The sequence below is a fragment of the Pseudomonas kitaguniensis genome (assembly GCF_009296165.1).
GTDB classification, from domain to species: Bacteria; Pseudomonadota; Gammaproteobacteria; order Pseudomonadales; family Pseudomonadaceae; genus Aquipseudomonas; species Aquipseudomonas kitaguniensis.
On record NZ_VUAZ01000073.1, the window covers coordinates 15,898 to 35,591 of the forward strand.

The following is a 19,694-nucleotide window of genomic DNA, read 5'->3' on the forward strand; positions in this document are numbered from 1 at the left end:
AAGGCGCCTGGTGACAGGCGCCTTTTTTATTACCAGTAGTTTTCCACCGCCACTTGGCCAGGGCGCCGGCTGAGGCTCAATTGCATGTCGCGAAGCTTGAGCAGTTGGCGGGTGTCATCGACCATCTGCGGGTTGCCGCAAATCAGCACGCGCGAATGTTGCGGGGTCAGTTCTACGCCAGCGGCGCGCTCCAGCTCGCCGTTCTCGATCAACGTGGTAATGCGCCCGTTCAGCGCGCCCGGCTGAACCTCACGGGTGACGATGGGAATATAGATGAGCTTGTGCGCGTACTCGGCCAGGTATTCACGCTCACTCAGCGTCGCGATCAGCGACTGGTACGCCAGCTCCCTGGATTCGCGCGCGCTATAGACCAGAATGATGCGCTCGAATTTTTCCCAGACCTCGAAGTCCTGCAGCATCGACAGGAACGGTGCCACGCCAGTGCCCGTGCCCAGCAACCACAAGTCACGCCCGTCTATAAAGCGATTCAGGGTCAGGAATCCCGTGGCCTGGCGCTCCACCATCAAGGTGTCGCCCACCTGCAGGCGGCTTAACTCACTGGTGAATTCGCCACCCGGCACCACGATAGAGAAGAAGTCGAGATGCTCGTCAAACGGCGAAGACACAATCGAATAGGCACGCCATACCGTGCTGCCATCCGCCTTGGTCACCCCAAGGCGCACGAACTGGCCGGCGGTAAACCGAAAGCCCGGGTCGCGTGTGGTACGCAGGGTAAACAGGCTGGGGGTGAGTGACTGCACGTCGAGCAGGGTCTGGCGGGTAAATTTTTCAGCGCTGGCCGTCATGGCGGGCTCCGTTCAACAGGTGCCCCAGTGTCCCTCAAAGTCGTGCCGGGAAACACCGCTGGTTTGTACTGGCATTGACCGTGCGTGCGCTGACAAGCGTGAAAGTGTCAGTTTTTTAAGACAGTAGCCCTCGTACTCATTGGCAAATTGAACTAATCATTTAGTTATGCCCTACCTTCCTGCACACGATTAATGAGTGCAGCAAATCCAAACATCAGCGGCTGGACACCGTTGAACTAAGTCAGGTTCTTCCACGTTCAACTTGGTTTTTTTAAAAAACCGATTGCTGCCGACGCTCAAGAAACTTCAACACGGATGAGCGCAGACATTTTTCCCACGAAGATGTAGTACATGCCCTACACTCATTTCCGTGAACCGTAGGCTCCATGAGGGGCCAACACACCCAAATGCATGGAGGGCATCGGATGATCAACTGGCGCAACACAAAAATTCCCAAACTTGAGGGTGAGGACAAGATCACCACTATTTATGAGATGGTCATTAACCACACCTACCAGCTAGGCTTTGAATATTGCTCATTTACGATGAGCCCCCAGCAACCGACTAATCCAACAAAACCGATTAACTTAAACAACTATCCAAATGAGTGGAACACGCTTTATAAGCAAGCACACTTTTTTGAAATTGATCCTATCGTCGCTCACTGCAAGCGCAGCGTAATGCCTATTGTGTGGGATGAGAAAGCCTTCAGCAGCACGCCAAATTTATGGTCGTTGGCCCAATCATTTGGTGTGCATTTAGGCTGGACTCAAGCAGTGCATGACTTCCAGGGAATGTTCAGCATGCTGACGCTGGGTCGCCGTACTGGCGAAGTCAGCCCTGAAGAGCTGTACGAGAAAGCCGGCCAGGTGATGTGGCTGTGCCACGCGATGCATGCAGTGATGGCACAAAAATATGCCTACGCACCGAACATCAGTGCGCCGTGCAAATTGACCCCGCGAGAAACAGAAATTCTCAGATGGTCGGCCATGGGCAAGACAGCCTGTGACATCGCCACGATCCTGTGCCTGTCAGAGCGCACCGTGGGTTTTCATATCAGCAGCTGCCTGAAGAAGCTTGGGGTGAGCAACAAGATCGCCGCCGTGCTGTGTGCCTCCAAAGCAGGGCTGTTTTAACAGGCCTGGAAACATCGCATGTAATCCCTCCGAAAAAAAAGTAACATTTGCAGCCCATTCTGAGTGTTGACGCAGCCCCTAGCGGGAGCCGCATCGCCGTTCACTCAGTCGGTTGCGCCGGCTGCCCACGCCCGCCAACACCCATCGATGACCCAGAGCCTCCCCCGCCATGCCCCTGCTTGAGAGCCCCTTCGCCCAGCTCGACCTGATCCGTCAGCCCGCGCAACACAATGACCCGCTGCAAGCCTTTGATGCTGCCGACGAGTACCTGCTCAGCCACCTGGCCGAGCAGCAGCCCGGCGCTGCAACCCGCGTGTTGGTGCTTAATGACAGCTTTGGCGCCCTGGCGGCAAGCCTTCAAGGGCAGTTGCAGGTTACGTCCAGCGGCGACTCGTTTCTGGCAGCCCAAGGCCTTGAAACGAACCTGGTACGCAATGGCAAGGCGTTTGATGCGGTGCCGTTTGTGCCTGGCAGCCACGTGCCGGCGGGGCCGTTTGATTGGGTGCTGATTCGCGTGCCGAAAACCCTGGCCTTGCTCGAAGAACAACTGATCCGCCTGCACGGGCAGTTGGCGCCGGGCGCACACGTGGTTGCAGGGGCCATGGTCAAGCATTTGCCACGGGCGGCAGGCGAGTTGCTGGAACGCTACATCGGCCCGATGCACGCGTCGCTGGCGGTCAAAAAAGCCCGGCTGCTGATCGCCACCGTGGAGGCTCGCCCCGTTGCAGTTTCGCCCTACCCGAGCCGTTACACTCTCGACACACCGGCCATTACGTTGCTGAACCACGCGAACGTGTTCTGCCGCGAAGGGCTGGACATCGGCACGCGCGCCTTCCTGCCACATTTGCCGACGAACCTGGGCAGCGCCCGCGTGGCAGACCTGGGCTGCGGCAATGGCGTATTGGCGATTGCCAGTGCCCTGCAAAACCCCGACGCGCAGTACACGCTGGTGGATGAGTCGTACATGGCGGTGCAGTCTGCACTGCAAAACTGGCAGGCAGCCCTCGGCGCACGCGATGTGTCAGTGCGCGCCGACGATGGCCTGGCTGGCCAGGCGCCAGAATCGCTGGACGTGGTGCTGTGCAACCCGCCGTTTCATCAGCAGCAAGTGGTCGGCGACTTTCTGGCCTGGCGCATGTTCCAACAGGCACGCGAGGCGCTGGTGGTCGGTGGCGCGCTCTACATCGTCGGCAACCGTCACTTGGGTTATCACAGCAAGCTGGCGCGGCTGTTCCGTGGCGTCGAGCAAGTCGCCGCCACGCCAAAATTCGTGATTCTCAAAGCGCGCAAATAAAAAAAGCCCTGCCAATCTTGCGAGAGGCAGGGCTGAAAAGCCGGGCCGCGAAGCCCGGATTGGGATGTCAGTGGGTGGTCAAGCCGGCCGCGTTCATGAACATGCGCATCAGGCTGGCGACGATAAACAGGGCCAGCACGCTGCCGGTCCAGATCATCGCCAACCACCCCAAGCGCCGCCACAGCGGCTGTTTCTCGGCCTGTTCGATCTCGTGCAATGTAGGTTTGCTGGCCATGGTACGCGCCTCCTAGTGATAGCCGTCTTCGTGGGTGACCTTGCCGCGGAACACGTAGTAGCTCCAGAAGGTATAACCCAGGATAAACGGGATGATAAACAGCGTGCCCACCAGCATGAAGCCTTGGCTCTGCGGCGGCGCGGCGGCTTCCCAAATCGAGACTGACGGTGGAATGATATTCGGCCACAAGCTGATCCCAAGGCCGCTGTAGCCGAGAAAGATCAGCACCAGCGTCAGCAAGAACGGCGTGTAGTGCGCATGGCGCGCCACCGCGCGGATCAAGCCGTACATGGTCACCAGCACCAGAATCGGCACCGGCAGGAACCAGAACAAGTTCGGCAAGGTGAACCAGCGCGAGGCGATTTCGGGGTGCGCGAGCGGCGTCCACAGGCTGACGATGGCGATCACCGCCAACACCACAAAGGCCAACGGCCGCGCCAAATTGTGCATCTGCTCTTGCAACTTGCCTTCGGTCTTCATGATCAGCCAGGTGCAACCGAGCAAGGCATACGCAACCACCAAGGCAACGCCGCAAAACATCGTGAACGGCGTGGCCCAGTCGAGCGAGCCCCCGGCGAACTGACGATTGACCACCGGGATACCGTCGATAAACGCACCGAGCGCTACGCCCTGGAAGAACGTCGCCGCAATTGAGCCACCGATAAACGCCTTGTCCCACAGGTGACGTTTGTCGTCCTTGGCCTTGAAGCGGAACTCGAAGGCCACGCCGCGAAAGATCAGCCCGATCAGCATCAGAATCAGCGGCAGGTAAAGCGCCGACAGCACCACCGAATAGGCCAACGGGAACGCGCCGAACAACGCCGCGCCACCGAGTACCAGCCAGGTTTCGTTACCGTCCCAGACCGGCGCAACGGTGTTCATCATCACGTCACGGTCGACTTTGCCCGGAATAAACGGAAACAGGATGCCGATACCCAAGTCGAAGCCGTCCATCACCACGTACATCATGATGCCGAAGATGATGATCACGGCCCAGATCAGCGGAAGATCAATACCCATCTCAATGCCCCTTGTGCTGGAGGTGGTCGTGGCCGTCATCGCTGCCATCATCGGCAGCCGACAATGGCCGCGCCGGGGTGCGTTTCTGACCTGGGCCACCGTGGGTCGGCTCGGTGCTTTCGTGGGTCACAGGACCTTTGCGGACCAGGCGCATCATGTAGCCTAAACCGGCGCCAAACAGTGCGAAGTACACCACCACGAACAGCACCAGGGTGATCGTCATTTGCACCAGGCTATGCCCCGACGAGGCATCCGCCGTGCGCATCAGCCCGTAGACCACCCACGGCTGACGGCCGATTTCGGTGGTGAACCAACCGGCCAGAATCGCGATCAAGCCGGATGGCCCCATCCACAACGCCAGGTACAGGAACGGTCTTGAGGTGTACATTTTGCCGCCACGGCGCAGCCACAGGCTGAACAAACCGGTGAAGATCATCAGGAAGCCCAAGCCGACCATGACCCGGAACGACCAGAACACGATGGTCGAGTTGGGGCGGTCTTCAGGCGGGAAGTCCTTGAGCGCCGGCACCTGTTTGTCCAGCGAGTGGGTCAGGATCAGGCTGCCGAGGTACGGAATCTCGACGGCATATTTGGTTTTTTCGGCTTTCATGTCGGGCCAGCCGAACAGGATCAGCGGCGTCGGCTCATCGCCGATATTCTCCCAATGGCCCTCAATCGCGGCGATTTTCGCCGGCTGGTGCTTAAGGGTGTTCAGGCCATGGAAGTCACCGATCACCGCCTGGATAGGCGCGACGATCAGGGCCATCCACATCGCCATCGACAGCATGGTGCGAATCGCCGGGCTGTCTTTGCCGCGCAACAAGTGCCAGGCCGCCGACGAACCGACGAAGAACGCCGTCGCCACAAACGCCGCAGTGGCCATGTGCATCAAGCGGTAGGGGAACGACGGGTTGAAGATCACCGCCAGCCAGTCGGTAGGAATCACCCGGCCATCAATGATTTCAAAGCCCTGCGGGGTCTGCATCCAGCTATTGGAGGCGAGAATCCAGAAGGTCGAGATCAATGTGCCGACGGCCACCATGACTGTGGAAAAGAAGTGCAGCTTGCGCCCGACCTTGTTCCAGCCGAACAGCATGACCCCGAGGAACCCTGCCTCAAGGAAGAAGGCCGTCAGCACTTCGTACGTCAGCAACGGCCCGGTCACGGCACCGGCGAAGTCCGAGAAGCGGCTCCAGTTGGTGCCGAACTGGTAGGCCATGACCAGGCCTGAGACCACACCCATACCGAAGTTGACGGCAAAGATCTTCGACCAGAAATGGTAGAGGTCACGGTAGGTATCGTTATGGGTCTTGAGCCACAAACCTTCCAGCACCGCGAGGTAACTGGCCAGGCCGATGGTGATCGCCGGGAACAGGATGTGGAACGAGATGGTGAACGCAAATTGAATTCGGGCGAGATCTAGCGCCTCCAAACCGAACATAAGTCTTCCTCTGTCAGGTAATACCGGCTGCCGGCGAGAGCCTGCACCCACTGCCCCCACGGATATGGAGTGTGGCGAATTTCAATTCGTTTCTTTTATTAGCCATCACGCGGGGATTCTGGCCTTGCGGCCGCCAGACCAATCCCGCGGCCGGTTTTGATCTGGATCAAGCATTGTTCAAAGAGTAGTCCCATTTTGGCTGCAGGACGGCGTGGTCTTTTGCCGCGTGACAGCTTGCCTCAGCCTGGCGGGCATTAAACCCTTGCAACTATTTGTTACAGCTCGGTGCTAATCTCGCTACTCCTTCCGATTCAGATCTGACTGCCTGATGCCTAGTGAACCTGTGTTGCTGTTGCGTCACCACCGCCCTTTCATCGCGTTCTGGCTGGCACGTATTTTTACCGCCAGCGGCTTTCAGATGCTCACCGTGGCCATTGGCTGGAACCTCTACCAACTGACCGGCAACGTGCTGGACCTGGGTTTGGTGGGCCTGGTGGAATTCATACCGCGCGTGCTGTTCATGCTGCACACCGGCCACGTGGCTGATCGCTATGAGCGGCGCAGAGTCGCCGCGATCTGCCAGACCGTGCAGGCGCTGATTGCCTTGTCGCTGGCCATCGGCGGGCTGACCGGCAACGTGACCCGCGAGATGATCTTTATTCTCGCCTTCCTGCTCGGCGCCTCGCGCTCGTTTGAAATGCCCACCACCCAGGCGTTGCTGCCAAGTATCGTGCCCGCCGCGCTGTTTCCGCGCGCGGTGGCCGCTCGCAATCAGCGCAACAACTGGCGACGATCGTCGCGCCAGCGCTCGGCGGTTTGCTGTACGCGTTTGGCAGCGTGTGGGTGTATGGCCCGACCGTGGTGCTGTACTTGATCGCCTGCGTGCTGATGCTCAACCTGCCCGCGCGCCAGACCCCGCTGAACAAAGCCAAGGCCACGATGGATTCGTTGCTGGCCGGGATTCGCTTTATTCGCAGCCGCCAGGACATCCTCGGCGCGATTTCCCTCGACCTGTTTGCCGTATTGCTCGGCGGCGCCACCGCCTTGCTGCCGGTGTTCGCCAAGGATATTTTGCTGACCGGCCCGTGGGGGCTGGGCCTGCTGCGCTCGGCACCGGCGGTGGGCGCGTTGTTGATGTCGCTGTGGCTGGCGCGCTTCTCGGTCGACCGCAACGTCGGCCGGGTGATGTTTACCGCCGTGGGTGTGTTCGGCGTGGCGACCATCGCGTTTGGCCTGTCCACCTCGTTCTGGTTTTCGATGGCCGTGCTGGTGGTATTGGGCGCCGCAGACATGATCAGCATGGTGATCCGCGCCTCGTTTGTGCAACTGGAAACCCCGGATGAAATGCGCGGCCGGGTGAGTGCGGTCAACGGCCTGTTTATCGGCGCATCCAACCAATTGGGCGAATTCGAGTCTGGCATCACCGCCCACTGGTTCGGCACCGTGCCCGCCGTGGTCATGGGCGGCATCGGCACGCTGGTGGTGACCGGGGTGTGGATAAAACTCTTCCCGACGCTGGCCAACCGCGACCGCATGCACGTGCCGGTGGAAGAACCGATCAAGCCCGGCGCCTGAGCCAATCTGGCAACAAGCCCCCTCCCACAGTTGGACCAAGTGCATCTGTGGAATACGCTCAAACTGTGGGAGCGGGCTTGCTCGCGATGGCGATAGACCAGATAGCTTATGCGTCGACTGAAACTCCGCTATCGGGAGCAAGCCCCCTCCCACATGTTGCATCTCCAGGATTTGGAAGAAGTGCCCTACAACACCTTATCCAGGGTGATCGGAAAGTCGCGCACGCGCTTGCCGGTGGCGTGGTAAATCGCATTCGCCACCGCTGCCGCGACCCCGACGATGCCAATCTCACCCACACCTTTGGATCCCAGCGCATTGACGATTTCGTCGTGCTCTTCAACAAAAATCACGTCAATCTCGCCGATGTCGGCATTCACCGGGATGTGGTACTCCGCCAGGCTATGGTTCATGTAGCGGCCCAGTTGATGGTCAATCTGGGTCTCTTCATGCAACGCCATGCCGATCCCCCAGACCACGCCGCCGAGAATCTGGCTGCGCGCCATTTTCGGATTGACTACGCGCCCGGCCGCAATTGCGCTGACCACCCGGCTGACCTTGATGGTGCCGAGGTCTTCATCCACGCGCACTTCAACAAACACCGCCGAGTGCGTGGCCGTGGCGTAACCCTCACGTTTCTTGTCGGGCTCACTGTCGACCTGCACTTGCAGAGCGTCCTCACCGCCGTCTTTGACCAATTGCGCGAGTGACACACTGACGTCGCCGGTGTGCAGTTTGCCGTCTTCAAAACGTACCACTTCTGCCTCTTTGAATACCGGGTAAGTCTTTCGGGCAATGCTCAGCAATTTCGCGTTCAAGGCTTCGCACGCTTGCTGCACGGCCGTGCCGACCGACGACACGGTAAACGAGCCGCCCTGCAACGGCGCGGTTGGCAGTGACGAGTCGCCGAGCAAAAAGCTGATGTCGGCCATCGCCACGCCACTCGCCTGCGCCGCAATTTGCGTCATTACCGTGTAGGTGCCGGTGCCGATGTCGGTGGTGGCGCTGCTGACGGTCAGTTTGCCTTGCGCATCGATACGCGCCTTGGCGCTGGCCTTCATTTGCATGGCTTCCCACACGCCGCCGGCCATGCCCCAGCCGATCAACTGGTTGCCGTCACGCATGCTGCGCGGTTCCGGGTTGCGCTGGTCCCAGCCGAAACGCTCGGCACCTTCGCTGTAACACTCGCGCAAGGCTTTGCTTGACCAGGGTTTGTCTTCGGCCTGGTTGCGCTCGGCGTAGTTGATCAGGCGCAGTTGCACCGGGTCCATGCCCAAGGCGCAGGCCAACTCATCCATGGCGCATTCCAGGCCGATCACGCCCAACGCCGCGCCCGGTGCGCGCATGTCCAGCGGGGTGAACACATCCAGCGGCACCAACTTGTAGGTTAACTGCACATTGTCGCAGTGGTAGAGCATGCCGCTCCACTCCACCACGTGCTCGCTGAAGTCTTCGAAACGCGAGGTTTGGCCGATTGCGGTGTGCCCCAACGCCAGCAGGCGACCGTTGGCGGCGGCGCCCATCTGCAAACGCTGCAACGTGCGTGGGCGGTAGCCGAAGGTGAACATCTGTTGGCGGGTCAGGGTGACACGCACCGAACGCTTGAGCGCAAGCGATGCCATCACGGCCAACGGCAGTTGGTATTGCGGGCGCAGGCCCGAACCGAAAGCACCGCCGACGAACGCTGCAAAAATGCGTACCTGGCTTTTATCCAGCCCGAAGACTTTTTGCACATAGGCCTGGCAGTTCTGCGGGCCTTGGGTTTTGTCGTGGATATGCAGGGTGCCATCCGCTTGATACAGCACGGTGCTGGCGTGCGGTTCCATCGGGTTGTGGTGTTCGATGGGCGTGCTGTAGTGCGCATCCAGGCTGACGGCGGCAGCGGCCCATTCGGCCTGGAAGTTGCCGCGCGGCTCAGGCGGCGTTTGCGGCGATGGGTAAGCGTGCTCCTGCAGGGCCACCAAGTCAGTTTCAAAGGCTTCGCTTGCGTACTCGATCTCGACCAAGGAACCTGCGTGCCGCGCCAGTTCCAGGTTATCGGCGATGACCAGTGCCAGCGGCTGGCCGCTGTAGAGCACGCGGTCGTTATACAGCGGCCGAAACGGCGAGCCGTCGGCGGCATCGGCGTCGGCGAACGCGTCATCGTAGCTGGCAATGTTGGGCCGGTTGAGGTGATCGAGCACCATCACCACGCCCGGCAGCGCTAACGCCTTGGAGGCGTCGATGCGCAGCACGCGGCCTTTGGCGATGGTGCTGGAGACCACGCTGCCATGCAGCAAGTCTTTGTCTGGAAACTCACCGGCATAGCGCGCCTGGCCTGTGACCTTGAGCAGACCGTCAACGCGGTCCAGAGGTTTACCGATAGCGCTCATGAACGTTCTCCTGCGACGGCGGCGTCGCTGAGGGCGCGAATAATTGCGCGGCGCGCCAGCTTGACTTTGAAAGCGTTGTGTTCGAGCGGTTCGGCGTCTTGCAGCAGGGCGTCGGCGGCGGCGCTGAAGGTTTCGCGGCTGACGGTCTGCCCGATCAGCGCGGCTTCTACCGCACGGTCGCGCCACGGTTTATGCGCCACACCGCCAAGGGCCAGGCGGGCGTCGACGATAGTGTCACCGTCCAATTGCAGCGCGGCGGCAACCGAAACCAAGGCGAACGCATAAGAAGCACGGTCGCGAATTTTCAAGTAGTGGCTGTGACTGGCCAACTGGTCGGCGGGCAGTTCGATGGCGGTGATCAGCTCGTCGTCGGCCAATTGGTTGTCGCGCTGCGGAGCATCACCGGGCAGGCGATGGAAGTCCGCAAACTCGATAACGCGCGGGCCACCACGGCCCTCCACGTGCACCCGCGCTTGCAGCGCTGCCAGGGCGACGCACATGTCTGAAGGGTGCGTGGCCACGCACTGCACGCTGGCGCCAAGAATTGCATGGATGCGGTTCAAGCCGGTGCGCGCCGGGCAACCCGTGCCGGGTTCGCGCTTGTTGCAGGGCACGCTGGCGTCATAGAAGTAGTAGCAACGCGTGCGCTGCAACAAATTGCCGCCGGTGCTGGCCATATTGCGCAGTTGTGGCGAGGCGCCCGCCAGGATCGCTTGCGACAGCAACGGGTAACGCGCCTCGATCAGCGGGTGCCAGGCCAGGTCAGCATTGCTCACCAGGGCGCCGATCATCACGCCGCCTTCTGCGGTGGGCTCAACCCCTTGCAGCGGCAAGCCGGTGATGTCGATCAAGTGTTCGGGGCGGCTGATGTTCTCTTTCATCAGGTCCAGCAGGTTGGTGCCGCCCGCAATAAACCGTGACACCGCACTGCTCAAATGCACGGCCTCGTGCACATCGGCGGGCTTGCTGTACTGGAAAGGGTTCATCGCTGGCCTCCCTGCGTGCGGCAGGCGGGCAAGGCATCTTCGATGGCATCCCGGATGTTGCTGTAGGCACCGCAACGGCACAGGTTGCCGCTCATCAGTTCCTGAATTTGCGCGGTGTCGTGGGCACGGCCTTCATTGGCCAGGCCAACGGCGGAGCAAATTTGGCCGGGGGTGCAGTAGCCGCACTGGAAGGCGTCGTGTTTGATAAACGCTTGCTGCATCGGGTGCAACTGGTCGCCGTTGGCCAGGCCTTCAACGGTGGTCAACTCGGCGCCGTCGCACATCACGGCGAGGGTCAGGCAGGCGTTCACGCGTTTGCCGTCGCGCAACACGGTGCAGGCACCGCATTGGCCATGGTCGCAGCCTTTTTTGCTGCCGACCAAGTCCAGTTGCTCGCGTAACAGGTCGAGCAATGTGGTCCAGGGCAACACATCCAGTTGGCGTTCCTGGCCATTCAGGGTCAGGCGTATGGAGTGGCTGACGAACGGTTTGGCCGCCGCGCCATTAGGGGTTGCGCTCATAAACACCTCACGGGTTGGTGTACATCCGCGGCGTTCAGGGAAGTCGCCGTCTCAGGGGTACGACTTCCCGTGGGTTTAAGCGTTCAAGAGAATTGATCAGCGGATATTGAGCAGGGTTTTCAAGGTGTGTTGCGGGCCGTTGATCGAGGAGTTGCTGTATTGGAACCAGCCTTGGGCTTCGACATCCAGGTCAAACACATAGATGTAGCCCATCACCGTGCCTGCGCCATTGCATGCCTGGCTGATGGTGCCGACCTGGCATATCGGCGTGCGCTGCCCGTTCAACTCCGCGCCGTCGAAGCGGCCCATCGGGTTGTTGCCGAGCCCAACCTCCATCACCGAAACCCTGGTAGGCCCACGGTGTGTGCACATTTGGGTGCTGGTCGCCCGCTCGGGGATGGTTTCGGTGCAACGCGCCGATTCGACCTTGAACACGCGCACCTCGCTCAACGCCGGTGCAGTCGCGCCCCACGTCGGTGCCACCGGCCCCAGGCCGATCAGGGCGAACAGAGCTAGACTGCCAGCGCTGGCTTTTTTCATGCTGTGAACGACCCCTTGGTGAACGTCGCTGCAGTATGCCTCAAGGCCGTGTACCCACAAAACCAAGCCTATGCGCCATTGGCCTTCGGCTGCTGGTATGATGCGCCGCTTTTTCCGATCCTCTCTGAAACCACAGGCGCTTGGCGCAATTTGTGCTTTGACTTAGAGGTCAACAAATAACGACGCAAAATAGCGTCACAGGGAGCCGGCATGCTGGAAAAGCTGTTTCAATTAAAGGCACACAACACCAACGTGCGCACCGAGATACTGGCGGGCATCACGACCTTTTTGGCCATGGCCTACATTCTGTTCGTGAACCCGAGCATCCTCGGCGAAACCGGTATGGACAAGGGCGCGGTGTTTGTCGCGACCTGCCTGGCCGCCGCCATCGGTTCGACCGTGATGGGCCTGATCGCCAACTACCCGATCGCGCTGGCGCCGGGCATGGGCCTCAACGCCTTCTTCACCTACACCGTGGTGTTGCACATGGGCCACACGTGGCAAGTGGCGCTGGGCGCGGTGTTTATTTCGGCGGTGCTGTTCTTCCTGCTGTCGATCTTCCGCATCCGTGAGTGGATCATCAACAGCATCCCCCTGCCCCTGCGCTCGGCGATTGCCGCCGGTATCGGCCTGTTCCTGGCGCTGATCGCCCTGCACAACGCCGGTATCGTGGTCAGCAACCCGGCCACCATGGTGGGCATGGGCGACCTGAAACAACCCGCACCGATTCTCGCCACCCTGGGCTTCGTGCTGATCGTGGCGCTGGAAGCCCTGGCCGTGCGCGGCGCAGTGCTGATCGGTATTCTGGCAGTGACCATCGTGTCCATCGCCCTGGGGTTCACCCCGTTCGGCGGCGTGACTTCGATGCCACCTTCGCTGGCGCCGACCTTCCTGCAGCTGGACATCAAAGGCGCACTGGACATCGGCCTGGTCAGCGTGATTTTTGCCTTCCTGTTCGTTGACCTGTTCGACAACTCCGGCACCCTGATCGGCGTCGCCAAGCGTGCCGGCCTGATGGGCAAAGACGGCCACATGCCGAAAATGGGCCGCGCGCTGATCGCCGACAGCACCGCCGCCATGGCCGGTTCGCTGCTGGGTACGTCGACCACCACCAGTTACATCGAATCCGCTGCGGGCGTGAGCGCCGGTGGCCGTACCGGTTTAACCGCCATCGTGGTCGCGATTCTGTTTTTGCTGGCGCTGTTCTTCTCGCCCTTGGCTGCCAGCGTTCCGCCTTTCGCTACCGCGCCAGCGCTGCTGTTTGTGGCCGTGCTGATGACCCAGGGCCTCGCGGAAATCGACTGGGATGACATTACTGTGGCAGCGCCGGTGGTGATCACTGCCCTGGCGATGCCCTTCACTTACTCCATCGCCAACGGCATCGCCTTCGGTTTCATCGCCTGGACCGCCATCAAGCTGCTTTCGGGCCGCTACCGTGAGCTGAACCCGGCACTGGTGATCCTGTCGATTCTGTTTGTGATCAAGCTGGGCTGGTTCAACGCATGACTTTTGACGCCGCACGCTACACCGCTCAACTGCAAGACAAGGTCACGCGCTTGCGTGACCTGCTGGCACCGTTCGACGCGCCAGAGCCAGAGGTTTTCGATTCGCCGCTGCAGAACTTCCGCCTGCGCGCGGAGTTTCGCCTGTGGCGCGAAGGCGGTGAGCGCCACTACGCGATGTTTTCCCAGGACGACAAGCGCACGCCCATCCTGATCGAAGAATTCCCCATCGCCAGCGCGCGCATCAACCAGTTGATGCCGCAACTCAAGGCCGCCTGGCAAGCCAGCGCCGCCCTGAGCCACAAGCTGTTCCAAGTGGAGTTCCTGACCACCCTGGCCGGCGACGCGATGATCACCCTGTGTTATCACCGCCCGCTGGACGAGCATTGGCACACCGCTGCGAACGCCCTGGCCGCGCAGTTGAACGTGAGCATCATCGGCCGTTCCAAGGGCAAACGCGATGTAATCGGCCATGATTACGTGGTGGAAAAACTCGAGGTCGGCGGCCGCACGTTCAGCTATCGCCAACCCGAAGGCGCGTTTACCCAGCCCAACGGCACGGTGAACCAGAAGATGCTCAACTGGGCGTACGCAGCCTTGGGCGATCGCACGGATGATTTGCTTGAGCTGTACTGCGGCAACGGCAACTTCACCCTGCCGTTGGCCACGCGCGTGCGCAAAGTGCTCGCCACCGAAATCAGCAAGACGTCGGTGAATGCGGCCTTGAGTAACCTGGATGAAAACGCGGTGGGTAACGTCACCCTGGTGCGCCTCTCCGCCGAGGAACTCACCGAAGCGCTCAACGAAGTACGCCCGTTCCGTCGCCTGCACGGCATCGACCTGAAAAGCTACGAATTCGGCAGCGTGTTCGTCGACCCGCCACGTGCCGGCATGGACCCGGACACCTGCGAGCTGACCCGGCGCTTCGACACTATCCTGTACATCTCCTGCAACCCGGAAACGCTGGCGGCGAACATTGCGCAACTGCATGACACGCACCGCATTACCCAATGCGCGATGTTTGACCAGTTCCCGTGGACGCACCACATGGAATCGGGCGTGCTGTTAACCCGCCGATAAGCGTTCTTACGTTTCCTTGCGTGGCCGCCCGCCCTTCTTGCCATTGGCGCGGGCGGCGGCGGTTTTGGCCGCGCTGCTTTTACGCCCATTGCGCGATGCGACCAGGCTTGCGGCCAATTCCATCAAGGGCTGGCTTGTGGCGATCAGCCCGGTAATCGAAACATCCAGATCGCGCGCTTCACAGCACAGCGCCTTGCCGCCAAAACCCACCTCCAACTGCTGAAAATCCTCCTGGGAAAAGCCTTCGAACTCCGGTAGCCCCGCCACCGGCAGCATGATGCGGCTGCCGTCGCTGAAGCCAATGGAGATGCAGTTGTCCTCATGACGCACATTGCTGGCGTTGGCGTACAAACGCTTCAATTTGCGCCCACGGTCGATTGCCTTGTCGACGTCGGCCTCGGTGAGCGGTACATCGGGTAAAACGTTGGCCTTTACGATCTGTTTCATAAGTCGATCTCCACAGAACCCGGCGCCCTGACCAGATTCAAAATTGTTTTCTGCCCCACCACATCGTGGCGGGCCCGCGCGATCACATAAACACCGCGCTGAATGATCAGCCCAGGCAAAACTTCTGCGTTTTCCCAATCCCAGGAATGATTCTCCAGGCAAACCGTTTGCAGCTTCTCCCACCAGATCCTGCGGGCACGCGCCAAGTAGTGCGGCTGCAGCAGCGCCTTGCGTACGCCCTCGAGCACCGCTGTCGGCGGTCGCCTGCGTTCAGGGTCTACGTCCCACAACTGCACTCGCCCATCCAGAAAACTGAAACCAAAGCGCGCATCCCATTCCTTGCCCCTGACATGTACGTGGGGCGGGCAATGCTCATCCCTGAGAAATACCGAAATCACACATCCTTTGTAAGCACCTACTTTCATATTAACCCATCCGTTAGGTTATTTTCGGTCAGGTAACAATTTTCATGTATCACCCGACAACCGGCGCCTTTATCCGAGCACTGGTTCACAGGGTAGTCACGCAGGGCGCGACGGAGAATCTGGTCTTGTAACCACTCATGCCGACGCTGCGAGAAACGCCTGTGATTGATTAAACGTTCGATAATCGAACACATGCAGCATCAATCTTGAGCGACTGATTGACCCAATTAACCATCTGGTACATTTTATTTGCACAACGAACAATAAGTCTGGAGACACCCTGATGCAGCCCATCGTGCTGGTGCTTAACGGCCCCAACCTCAACCTGCTCGGCACTCGCGAGCCCGCCACCTACGGCCATGAAACCCTGGCCGATGTCGCCGCGCTGTGTGGCCGCAGCGCGGAAAAACTCGGACTCAAAATAGAATTTCGCCAGACCAACCACGAAGGCGAGTTACTCGACTGGATACACGGCGCGCGCGCGCGTTGCGCCGGCATCGTGATCAACCCGGCGGCCTGGACGCACACGTCGGTGGCGATTCGTGATGCGTTGGTGGCCAGTGAAGTGCCGGTGATTGAAGTGCACCTTTCCAACGTGCACGCACGTGAGGCGTTTCGGCATCACTCGTTTGTGTCGCCCATCGCCAAGGCGGTACTCGCAGGCTTTGGCAGCCATGGCTACCATTTGGCGCTGGAACACTTCAGCCACACGTTGAAAGGATCAGGCCAATGAAGCCGCGCATTCTCGCCGGGCTGATCGGCGCGGGTATCCAAGCCTCCCGCACACCCGCCCTGCATGAGCAGGAAGGCGATGCGCAAGGGCTGCGCTACCTGTATCGCCTGATCGATCTGGAACCGCTGCAACTGAACATCACTGCCCTGCCCGACCTGCTGGACGCCGCCGAGCTGATGCAGTTCACCGGGCTGAACATTACCTACCCGTGCAAACAGGCGATTCTGCCGTTACTCGATGAATTGTCCGACGAGGCGCGTGGCATTGGCGCGGTGAATACGGTGGTGTTCAAACACGGCAAACGTATCGGCCACAACACCGACTGCCTGGGATTCGCTGAAGGCTTTCGGCGCAACTTGAGTGATGTCGCACGTCAACGCGTGGTCCAGATGGGCGCCGGCGGTGCGGGCGCGGCGGTGGCCCATGCGCTGCTGGCCGAGGGTGTGCAGCACTTGAGCATCTTCGACGTGGACGTGGCCCGCGCCCGCGACCTTGTGGATAACCTTGCGCAACGCTTCGGCAGCGGTCGCGCCCAAGTCGGCAGCCAGTTGGAGAACGCCATGGCCGAGGCGGATGGCCTGGTGAACACCACGCCGATGGGCATGGCAAAATTGCCCGGCACGCCGGTGCCAGCGGCCTTGTTGCGGGCTGAATTATGGGTCGCGGAGATCGTCTACTTCCCGCTGGAAACCGAGCTGCTGCGCGATGCCCGCGCGTTGGGTTGCCGCACACTGGACGGCGGCAACATGGCGGTGTTTCAAGCGGTGAAGGCGTTCGAGTTGTTCAGTGGCGAGGCGCCCGATGCGCAGCGCATGCTGGCGCACTTCCAGAGCATGACTGCCTGAGTGGAGGGGGCGTGCGCCCTCACACATTGAATGCATTCAGGCCTGCAGGTAACGCATCACCGACTCGCAAATCATCTCTCGATGCCGCTGTTTAATCGCCTCGTCCGACAGCTCGATCTGAAAGATCTCACTGAACGTATGGCGGTTGGACACCCGGTAAAAGCTGAACGAGTTGATCAGCAGGTGCACGTCCAACGGCTCCAGCCCTTCACGAAACAGCCCCATCTCGGCGCCGCGGCGCAGGGTAACGCCCAACGATTCAAGGATGTTGCTGTTCATCGCCTTGATCGAATCCGAACGCTTCACGTATTCGGCATTGTGGATATTTTCGATGCTCACGATGCGCACGAAATCCACGTTCTGGTCGTGGTGATCAAAGGTGAATTCGACCAGGCGGCGGATCGCTTCGCGCGGTTCAAGCTCGGTGAGGTTCATGCGGGTTTCGGTGTTGCGAATGTCGCCGTAGAGTTTCTCCAGCACCTCGACGTACAACTGCTCCTTGCTGCCGAAGTAGTAATAGATCATGCGTTTGGAGGTGTGGATGCGCTCGGCGATTGCATCCACGCGAGCGCCGGACAGGCCCTGCTGAACAAACTCGACGATGGCTTCCTGAAGGATGTTTTCGCGGGTCTTTCCGGGGTTGTTCTTACGACCCTTACGCGGTGCGTCTGACACCGCGGGGAGTTCGGGACTCGAAGTCATGGGGCGCTCACAGCCTGTGTTATGCAGGCGGTGATTATGCGGCGCGGCGCTCGCCGAAGGAAGCACCCGCCCCGCCGTTATAGCCGCGCCTGGCGCACCGCGCCGCTGCGCGATTTGGCCATCGCCGCCAAGCGCACCGCCACGTTGGCCGCGCCGTAGCCGGCATAGCCGTTCTTGCGCTGGATGATCTCGAAGAAAAACCGCCCCTCGAACGGCTCGGTGTAGACGTGAAACAACTCACCGCCCTGAGCGTCACGGTCGTACAACACGTTGTAATACGCCAGTTCGCTGAGGAACTCGTCGTCGAAATCAAACCGCGCCGCCAGGTCGTCGTAGTAGTTGAGTGGAATATCCAGCAATGGTACGCCGGCCTCTTTGGCCCGGCTGACTTCGGCGAAAATATCCGCGCAGTCGAACGCAATGTGATGCACGCCCGAGCCGCGATAGCTCGACAGCGCGTGGGAAATTGCCGTGTTGCGGTTTTCGGAAATATTCAACGGCAGCCGAATCGAGCTGCAGCGGCTACGCAGCGCGCGGCTTTTCACCAAACCGTAAGGGTCGGGCAGCACCACTTCGTCATCGGCTTCAAAATCCAGCAGGCTTTTATAAAACAGCACCCAACTGTCGAGGCTGTCGGCCGGCAGGGCCATCGCCATATGGTCGATGCGCAACAGGCCGCCGCTCGAAGCCGTTGCGGTTTGCAGCTTGAAGTCGGTGTCGTACAGCCCGCCTTCGCTCTGATCCACCAAGTAAATCAGGCTGCCATCCGGCGCGCGCACCGCCGCCAGTTCAAGTTCATTAGGCCCGACCAAACCGCGATAAGGCTGGCCGTTAAAGGCCACCGCCCGCTCCAGCGCCTTGGCACTGTCTTTGACCCGAATCGCCGTGGCGCACAACGACGGCCCATGCGCTTCAAAAAAGTTATGCGCGAAAGAATAGGGTTCGCTATTGAGGATCAAATTGATGTCGCCCTGGCGCAACAAGCTCACGCTTTTGGAGCGGTGCTGCCCGGCCTTGACGAACCCCATGCGCTCCAGCCATTGGGTGAGCTTGGCGCCGAGGTTTTCGTCCACGGCAAATTCGAGGAATTCAATGCCGTCATATTCGCTGGCGGCCGGGGTATCAAACAGTATCTCGACCGGCGCGGCAGGTTGTTCCTGCGCCAGGCGTTGGCGGGTTTTCTCTTCCAGGTACAGCAACGAGCGCAAGCCATCCGCCGCATTCGCCCGCGTCGGCGCGGCACGGAAACCGTCGTTGAAAATTTCCAGCGACAACGGCCCGGTGTAACCACTCTTGATGATCGGCGCCAGAAAGCCCGCCAAGTCAAATTCGCCCTGGCCCGGGAAGCAGCGGAAATGCCGGCTCCACTCCAGCACATCCATGGCCAGGATCGGCGCGTCGGCCATTTGCACAAAGAAGATTTTGTCGCCAGGGATGTCGGCGATGGCGCTCGGGTCGCCTTTCAACGACAGCGTGTGAAAACTGTCGAGCAGCACACCGAGGCTTGGGTGATCGATCTGACGCACCAGGTTCCACACCTGCTGCCAGGTGTTCACATGCTTGCCCCAGGCCAGTGCTTCATAACCAATGCGCAGGCCACGGCGGCCGGCGTGCTCGGCCAACAGGCCAAGGTCGTCGAGCAAAATGCGCTCGTCGCCCACGCAATCAGCCGACGCGTTGCTGCACACCAGCACCAGGTCGGTGCCCAGCTCTTGCATCAAATCGAATTTACGCTCGGCACGCTCCAGGTTGCGCGCCAAGCGGTCACGGCGGCAGCCTTCAAAGTCGCGAAACGGTTGGAACAAGGTGATAGCAATGCCGAGGTCGGCACACATTTGCCTGACTTCGCGCGGGCTGCCGTCGTAATACAGCAGGTCATTTTCAAAAATTTCCACGCCATCAAACCCGGCAGCCGCGATGGCTTCGAGTTTTTCCGGCAAGGTTCCACTCAAGGAAACGGTGGCAATGGAGCGTTGCATGGGGCGACTCCCGGCATTTGAGGCTCGTCTTATTTACGGCAAATTATTCGCCGCTAAA

The 19,694-nt window shown here is 60.3% G+C and carries 18 protein-coding genes and 1 pseudogene; 7 read left to right on the top strand and 12 right to left on the bottom strand.

Features of this window, described 5'->3' with window-relative positions:
* Positions 1-29: 29 nt before the first annotated feature.
* On the bottom strand, positions 30-806 hold the full coding sequence (locus tag F0169_RS13455) for a ferredoxin--NADP reductase (RefSeq protein ID WP_152746807.1): 777 nt from the start codon (positions 804-806) through the stop codon (positions 30-32).
* A gap of 425 nt (positions 807-1,231) precedes the next feature.
* Here F0169_RS13455 and F0169_RS13460 point away from each other — a divergent pair, with 425 nt between their 5' ends.
* Both F0169_RS13460 and F0169_RS13465 read left to right on the top strand, forming a co-directional pair.
* Positions 1,232-1,942: a helix-turn-helix transcriptional regulator gene (locus tag F0169_RS13460; RefSeq protein ID WP_152746808.1), complete on the top strand. Its 711-nt coding sequence runs from the start codon at positions 1,232-1,234 to the stop codon at positions 1,940-1,942.
* A gap of 169 nt (positions 1,943-2,111) precedes the next feature.
* Positions 2,112-3,236, top strand: coding sequence for a methyltransferase (locus F0169_RS13465; RefSeq protein ID WP_152746809.1), 1,125 nt, complete (start codon positions 2,112-2,114; stop codon positions 3,234-3,236).
* Between the two features lie 67 nt (positions 3,237-3,303).
* Here F0169_RS13465 and F0169_RS13470 read toward each other — a convergent pair whose 3' ends face one another.
* From F0169_RS13470 to F0169_RS13480, 3 genes are read right to left on the bottom strand one after another with little or no spacing between them, the layout of a single operon-like run.
* Positions 3,304-3,471: a DUF2474 domain-containing protein gene (locus tag F0169_RS13470; protein WP_082649093.1), complete on the bottom strand. Its 168-nt coding sequence runs from the start codon at positions 3,469-3,471 to the stop codon at positions 3,304-3,306.
* Positions 3,472-3,483: 12 nt separating this feature from the next.
* Entirely contained in the window at positions 3,484-4,491 is a 1,008-nt protein-coding gene (cydB, locus tag F0169_RS13475; protein WP_058415051.1) for a cytochrome d ubiquinol oxidase subunit II, read from the bottom strand.
* A gap of 1 nt (position 4,492) precedes the next feature.
* On the bottom strand, positions 4,493-5,932 hold the full coding sequence (locus tag F0169_RS13480) for a cytochrome ubiquinol oxidase subunit I (RefSeq protein WP_152746810.1): 1,440 nt from the start codon (positions 5,930-5,932) through the stop codon (positions 4,493-4,495).
* 418 nt (positions 5,933-6,350) lie between these two features.
* On the opposite strand from F0169_RS13480, the pseudogene F0169_RS13485 reads away from it, so the two are divergent.
* Positions 6,351-7,507: pseudogene (locus F0169_RS13485) on the top strand (MFS transporter).
* A 185-nt stretch (positions 7,508-7,692) separates the two neighbouring features.
* Here the strand turns inward: F0169_RS13485 and F0169_RS13490 are convergent.
* The 4 genes from F0169_RS13490 to F0169_RS13505 all read right to left on the bottom strand — a co-directional run bounded on the left by F0169_RS13490 (position 7,693) and on the right by F0169_RS13505 (position 11,923).
* Entirely contained in the window at positions 7,693-9,876 is a 2,184-nt protein-coding gene (locus tag F0169_RS13490) for a xanthine dehydrogenase family protein molybdopterin-binding subunit (RefSeq protein WP_152746811.1), read from the bottom strand.
* A complete protein-coding gene (locus F0169_RS13495) occupies positions 9,873-10,862 on the bottom strand; it encodes an FAD binding domain-containing protein (protein WP_058413885.1) in 990 nt (329 codons plus the stop codon). Before F0169_RS13495 ends, F0169_RS13490 begins: the two co-directional genes overlap by 4 nt.
* Positions 10,859-11,383 (bottom strand): (2Fe-2S)-binding protein, encoded by a 525-nt coding sequence (locus F0169_RS13500; RefSeq protein WP_058413884.1) that lies wholly within the window; start codon positions 11,381-11,383, stop codon positions 10,859-10,861. Before F0169_RS13500 ends, F0169_RS13495 begins: the two co-directional genes overlap by 4 nt.
* A 96-nt stretch (positions 11,384-11,479) precedes the next feature.
* Entirely contained in the window at positions 11,480-11,923 is a 444-nt protein-coding gene (locus tag F0169_RS13505) for a DUF4879 domain-containing protein (protein ID WP_058413889.1), read from the bottom strand.
* Between the two features lie 210 nt (positions 11,924-12,133).
* Here F0169_RS13505 and F0169_RS13510 point away from each other — a divergent pair, with 210 nt between their 5' ends.
* On the top strand, positions 12,134-13,429 hold the full coding sequence (locus F0169_RS13510; protein WP_058413883.1) for an NCS2 family permease: 1,296 nt from the start codon (positions 12,134-12,136) through the stop codon (positions 13,427-13,429).
* Entirely contained in the window at positions 13,426-14,505 is a 1,080-nt protein-coding gene (gene trmA, locus F0169_RS13515) for a tRNA (uridine(54)-C5)-methyltransferase TrmA (RefSeq protein WP_099235022.1), read from the top strand. The genes F0169_RS13510 and trmA overlap by 4 nt, the downstream gene beginning before the upstream one ends.
* A gap of 6 nt (positions 14,506-14,511) precedes the next feature.
* Here the strand turns inward: trmA and F0169_RS13520 are convergent, their stop codons facing one another.
* Both F0169_RS13520 and F0169_RS13525 read right to left on the bottom strand, forming a co-directional pair.
* Positions 14,512-14,952, bottom strand: coding sequence for a DUF2442 domain-containing protein (locus F0169_RS13520; RefSeq protein ID WP_058413881.1), 441 nt, complete (start codon positions 14,950-14,952; stop codon positions 14,512-14,514).
* A complete protein-coding gene (locus F0169_RS13525) occupies positions 14,949-15,377 on the bottom strand; it encodes a hypothetical protein (protein WP_058413880.1) in 429 nt (142 codons plus the stop codon). Before F0169_RS13525 ends, F0169_RS13520 begins: the two co-directional genes overlap by 4 nt.
* Positions 15,378-15,660: 283 nt before the next feature.
* On the opposite strand from F0169_RS13525, the gene aroQ reads away from it, so the two are divergent.
* Positions 15,661-16,110 carry a type II 3-dehydroquinate dehydratase gene (aroQ, locus tag F0169_RS13530; protein WP_058413879.1) on the top strand — a complete coding sequence of 150 codons (450 nt, stop codon included), beginning with the start codon at positions 15,661-15,663 and terminating at the stop codon, positions 16,108-16,110.
* Positions 16,107-16,955, top strand: a complete 849-nt coding sequence (locus F0169_RS13535) for a shikimate dehydrogenase (protein WP_152746812.1) — start codon at positions 16,107-16,109, stop codon at positions 16,953-16,955. Before aroQ ends, F0169_RS13535 begins: the two co-directional genes overlap by 4 nt.
* Before the next feature lie 36 nt (positions 16,956-16,991).
* Here the strand turns inward: F0169_RS13535 and F0169_RS13540 are convergent, their stop codons facing one another.
* Positions 16,992-17,657: a TetR/AcrR family transcriptional regulator gene (locus F0169_RS13540; RefSeq protein WP_058413877.1), complete on the bottom strand. Its 666-nt coding sequence runs from the start codon at positions 17,655-17,657 to the stop codon at positions 16,992-16,994.
* Positions 17,658-17,734: 77 nt separating this feature from the next.
* A complete protein-coding gene (gene quiC, locus F0169_RS13545) occupies positions 17,735-19,636 on the bottom strand; it encodes a 3-dehydroshikimate dehydratase QuiC (protein ID WP_152746813.1) in 1,902 nt (633 codons plus the stop codon).
* Positions 19,637-19,694 lie beyond the last annotated feature (58 nt).

Excerpts from the sequence above, each read along its gene's own strand:
- F0169_RS13510 (WP_058413883.1), top strand. The coding sequence starts at position 12,134 with ATGCTGGAAAAGCTGTTTCAATTAAAGGCACACAACACCAACGTGCGC.
- quiC (WP_152746813.1), bottom strand. The coding sequence starts at position 19,636 with ATGCAACGCTCCATTGCCACCGTTTCCTTGAGTGGAACCTTGCCGGAA.
- trmA (WP_099235022.1), top strand. The coding sequence starts at position 13,426 with ATGACTTTTGACGCCGCACGCTACACCGCTCAACTGCAAGACAAGGTC.
- F0169_RS13490 (WP_152746811.1), bottom strand. The coding sequence starts at position 9,876 with ATGAGCGCTATCGGTAAACCTCTGGACCGCGTTGACGGTCTGCTCAAG.
- F0169_RS13525 (WP_058413880.1), bottom strand. The coding sequence starts at position 15,377 with ATGAAAGTAGGTGCTTACAAAGGATGTGTGATTTCGGTATTTCTCAGG.
- F0169_RS13470 (WP_082649093.1), bottom strand. The coding sequence starts at position 3,471 with ATGGCCAGCAAACCTACATTGCACGAGATCGAACAGGCCGAGAAACAG.
- cydB (WP_058415051.1), bottom strand. The coding sequence starts at position 4,491 with ATGGGTATTGATCTTCCGCTGATCTGGGCCGTGATCATCATCTTCGGC.
- F0169_RS13495 (WP_058413885.1), bottom strand. The coding sequence starts at position 10,862 with ATGAACCCTTTCCAGTACAGCAAGCCCGCCGATGTGCACGAGGCCGTG.
- F0169_RS13460 (WP_152746808.1), top strand. The coding sequence starts at position 1,232 with ATGATCAACTGGCGCAACACAAAAATTCCCAAACTTGAGGGTGAGGAC.
- F0169_RS13500 (WP_058413884.1), bottom strand. The coding sequence starts at position 11,383 with ATGAGCGCAACCCCTAATGGCGCGGCGGCCAAACCGTTCGTCAGCCAC.
- F0169_RS13480 (WP_152746810.1), bottom strand. The coding sequence starts at position 5,932 with ATGTTCGGTTTGGAGGCGCTAGATCTCGCCCGAATTCAATTTGCGTTC.
- F0169_RS13520 (WP_058413881.1), bottom strand. The coding sequence starts at position 14,952 with ATGAAACAGATCGTAAAGGCCAACGTTTTACCCGATGTACCGCTCACC.
- F0169_RS13535 (WP_152746812.1), top strand. The coding sequence starts at position 16,107 with ATGAAGCCGCGCATTCTCGCCGGGCTGATCGGCGCGGGTATCCAAGCC.
- F0169_RS13465 (WP_152746809.1), top strand. The coding sequence starts at position 2,112 with ATGCCCCTGCTTGAGAGCCCCTTCGCCCAGCTCGACCTGATCCGTCAG.
- aroQ (WP_058413879.1), top strand. The coding sequence starts at position 15,661 with ATGCAGCCCATCGTGCTGGTGCTTAACGGCCCCAACCTCAACCTGCTC.
- F0169_RS13455 (WP_152746807.1), bottom strand. The coding sequence starts at position 806 with ATGACGGCCAGCGCTGAAAAATTTACCCGCCAGACCCTGCTCGACGTG.
- F0169_RS13505 (WP_058413889.1), bottom strand. The coding sequence starts at position 11,923 with ATGAAAAAAGCCAGCGCTGGCAGTCTAGCTCTGTTCGCCCTGATCGGC.
- F0169_RS13540 (WP_058413877.1), bottom strand. The coding sequence starts at position 17,657 with ATGACTTCGAGTCCCGAACTCCCCGCGGTGTCAGACGCACCGCGTAAG.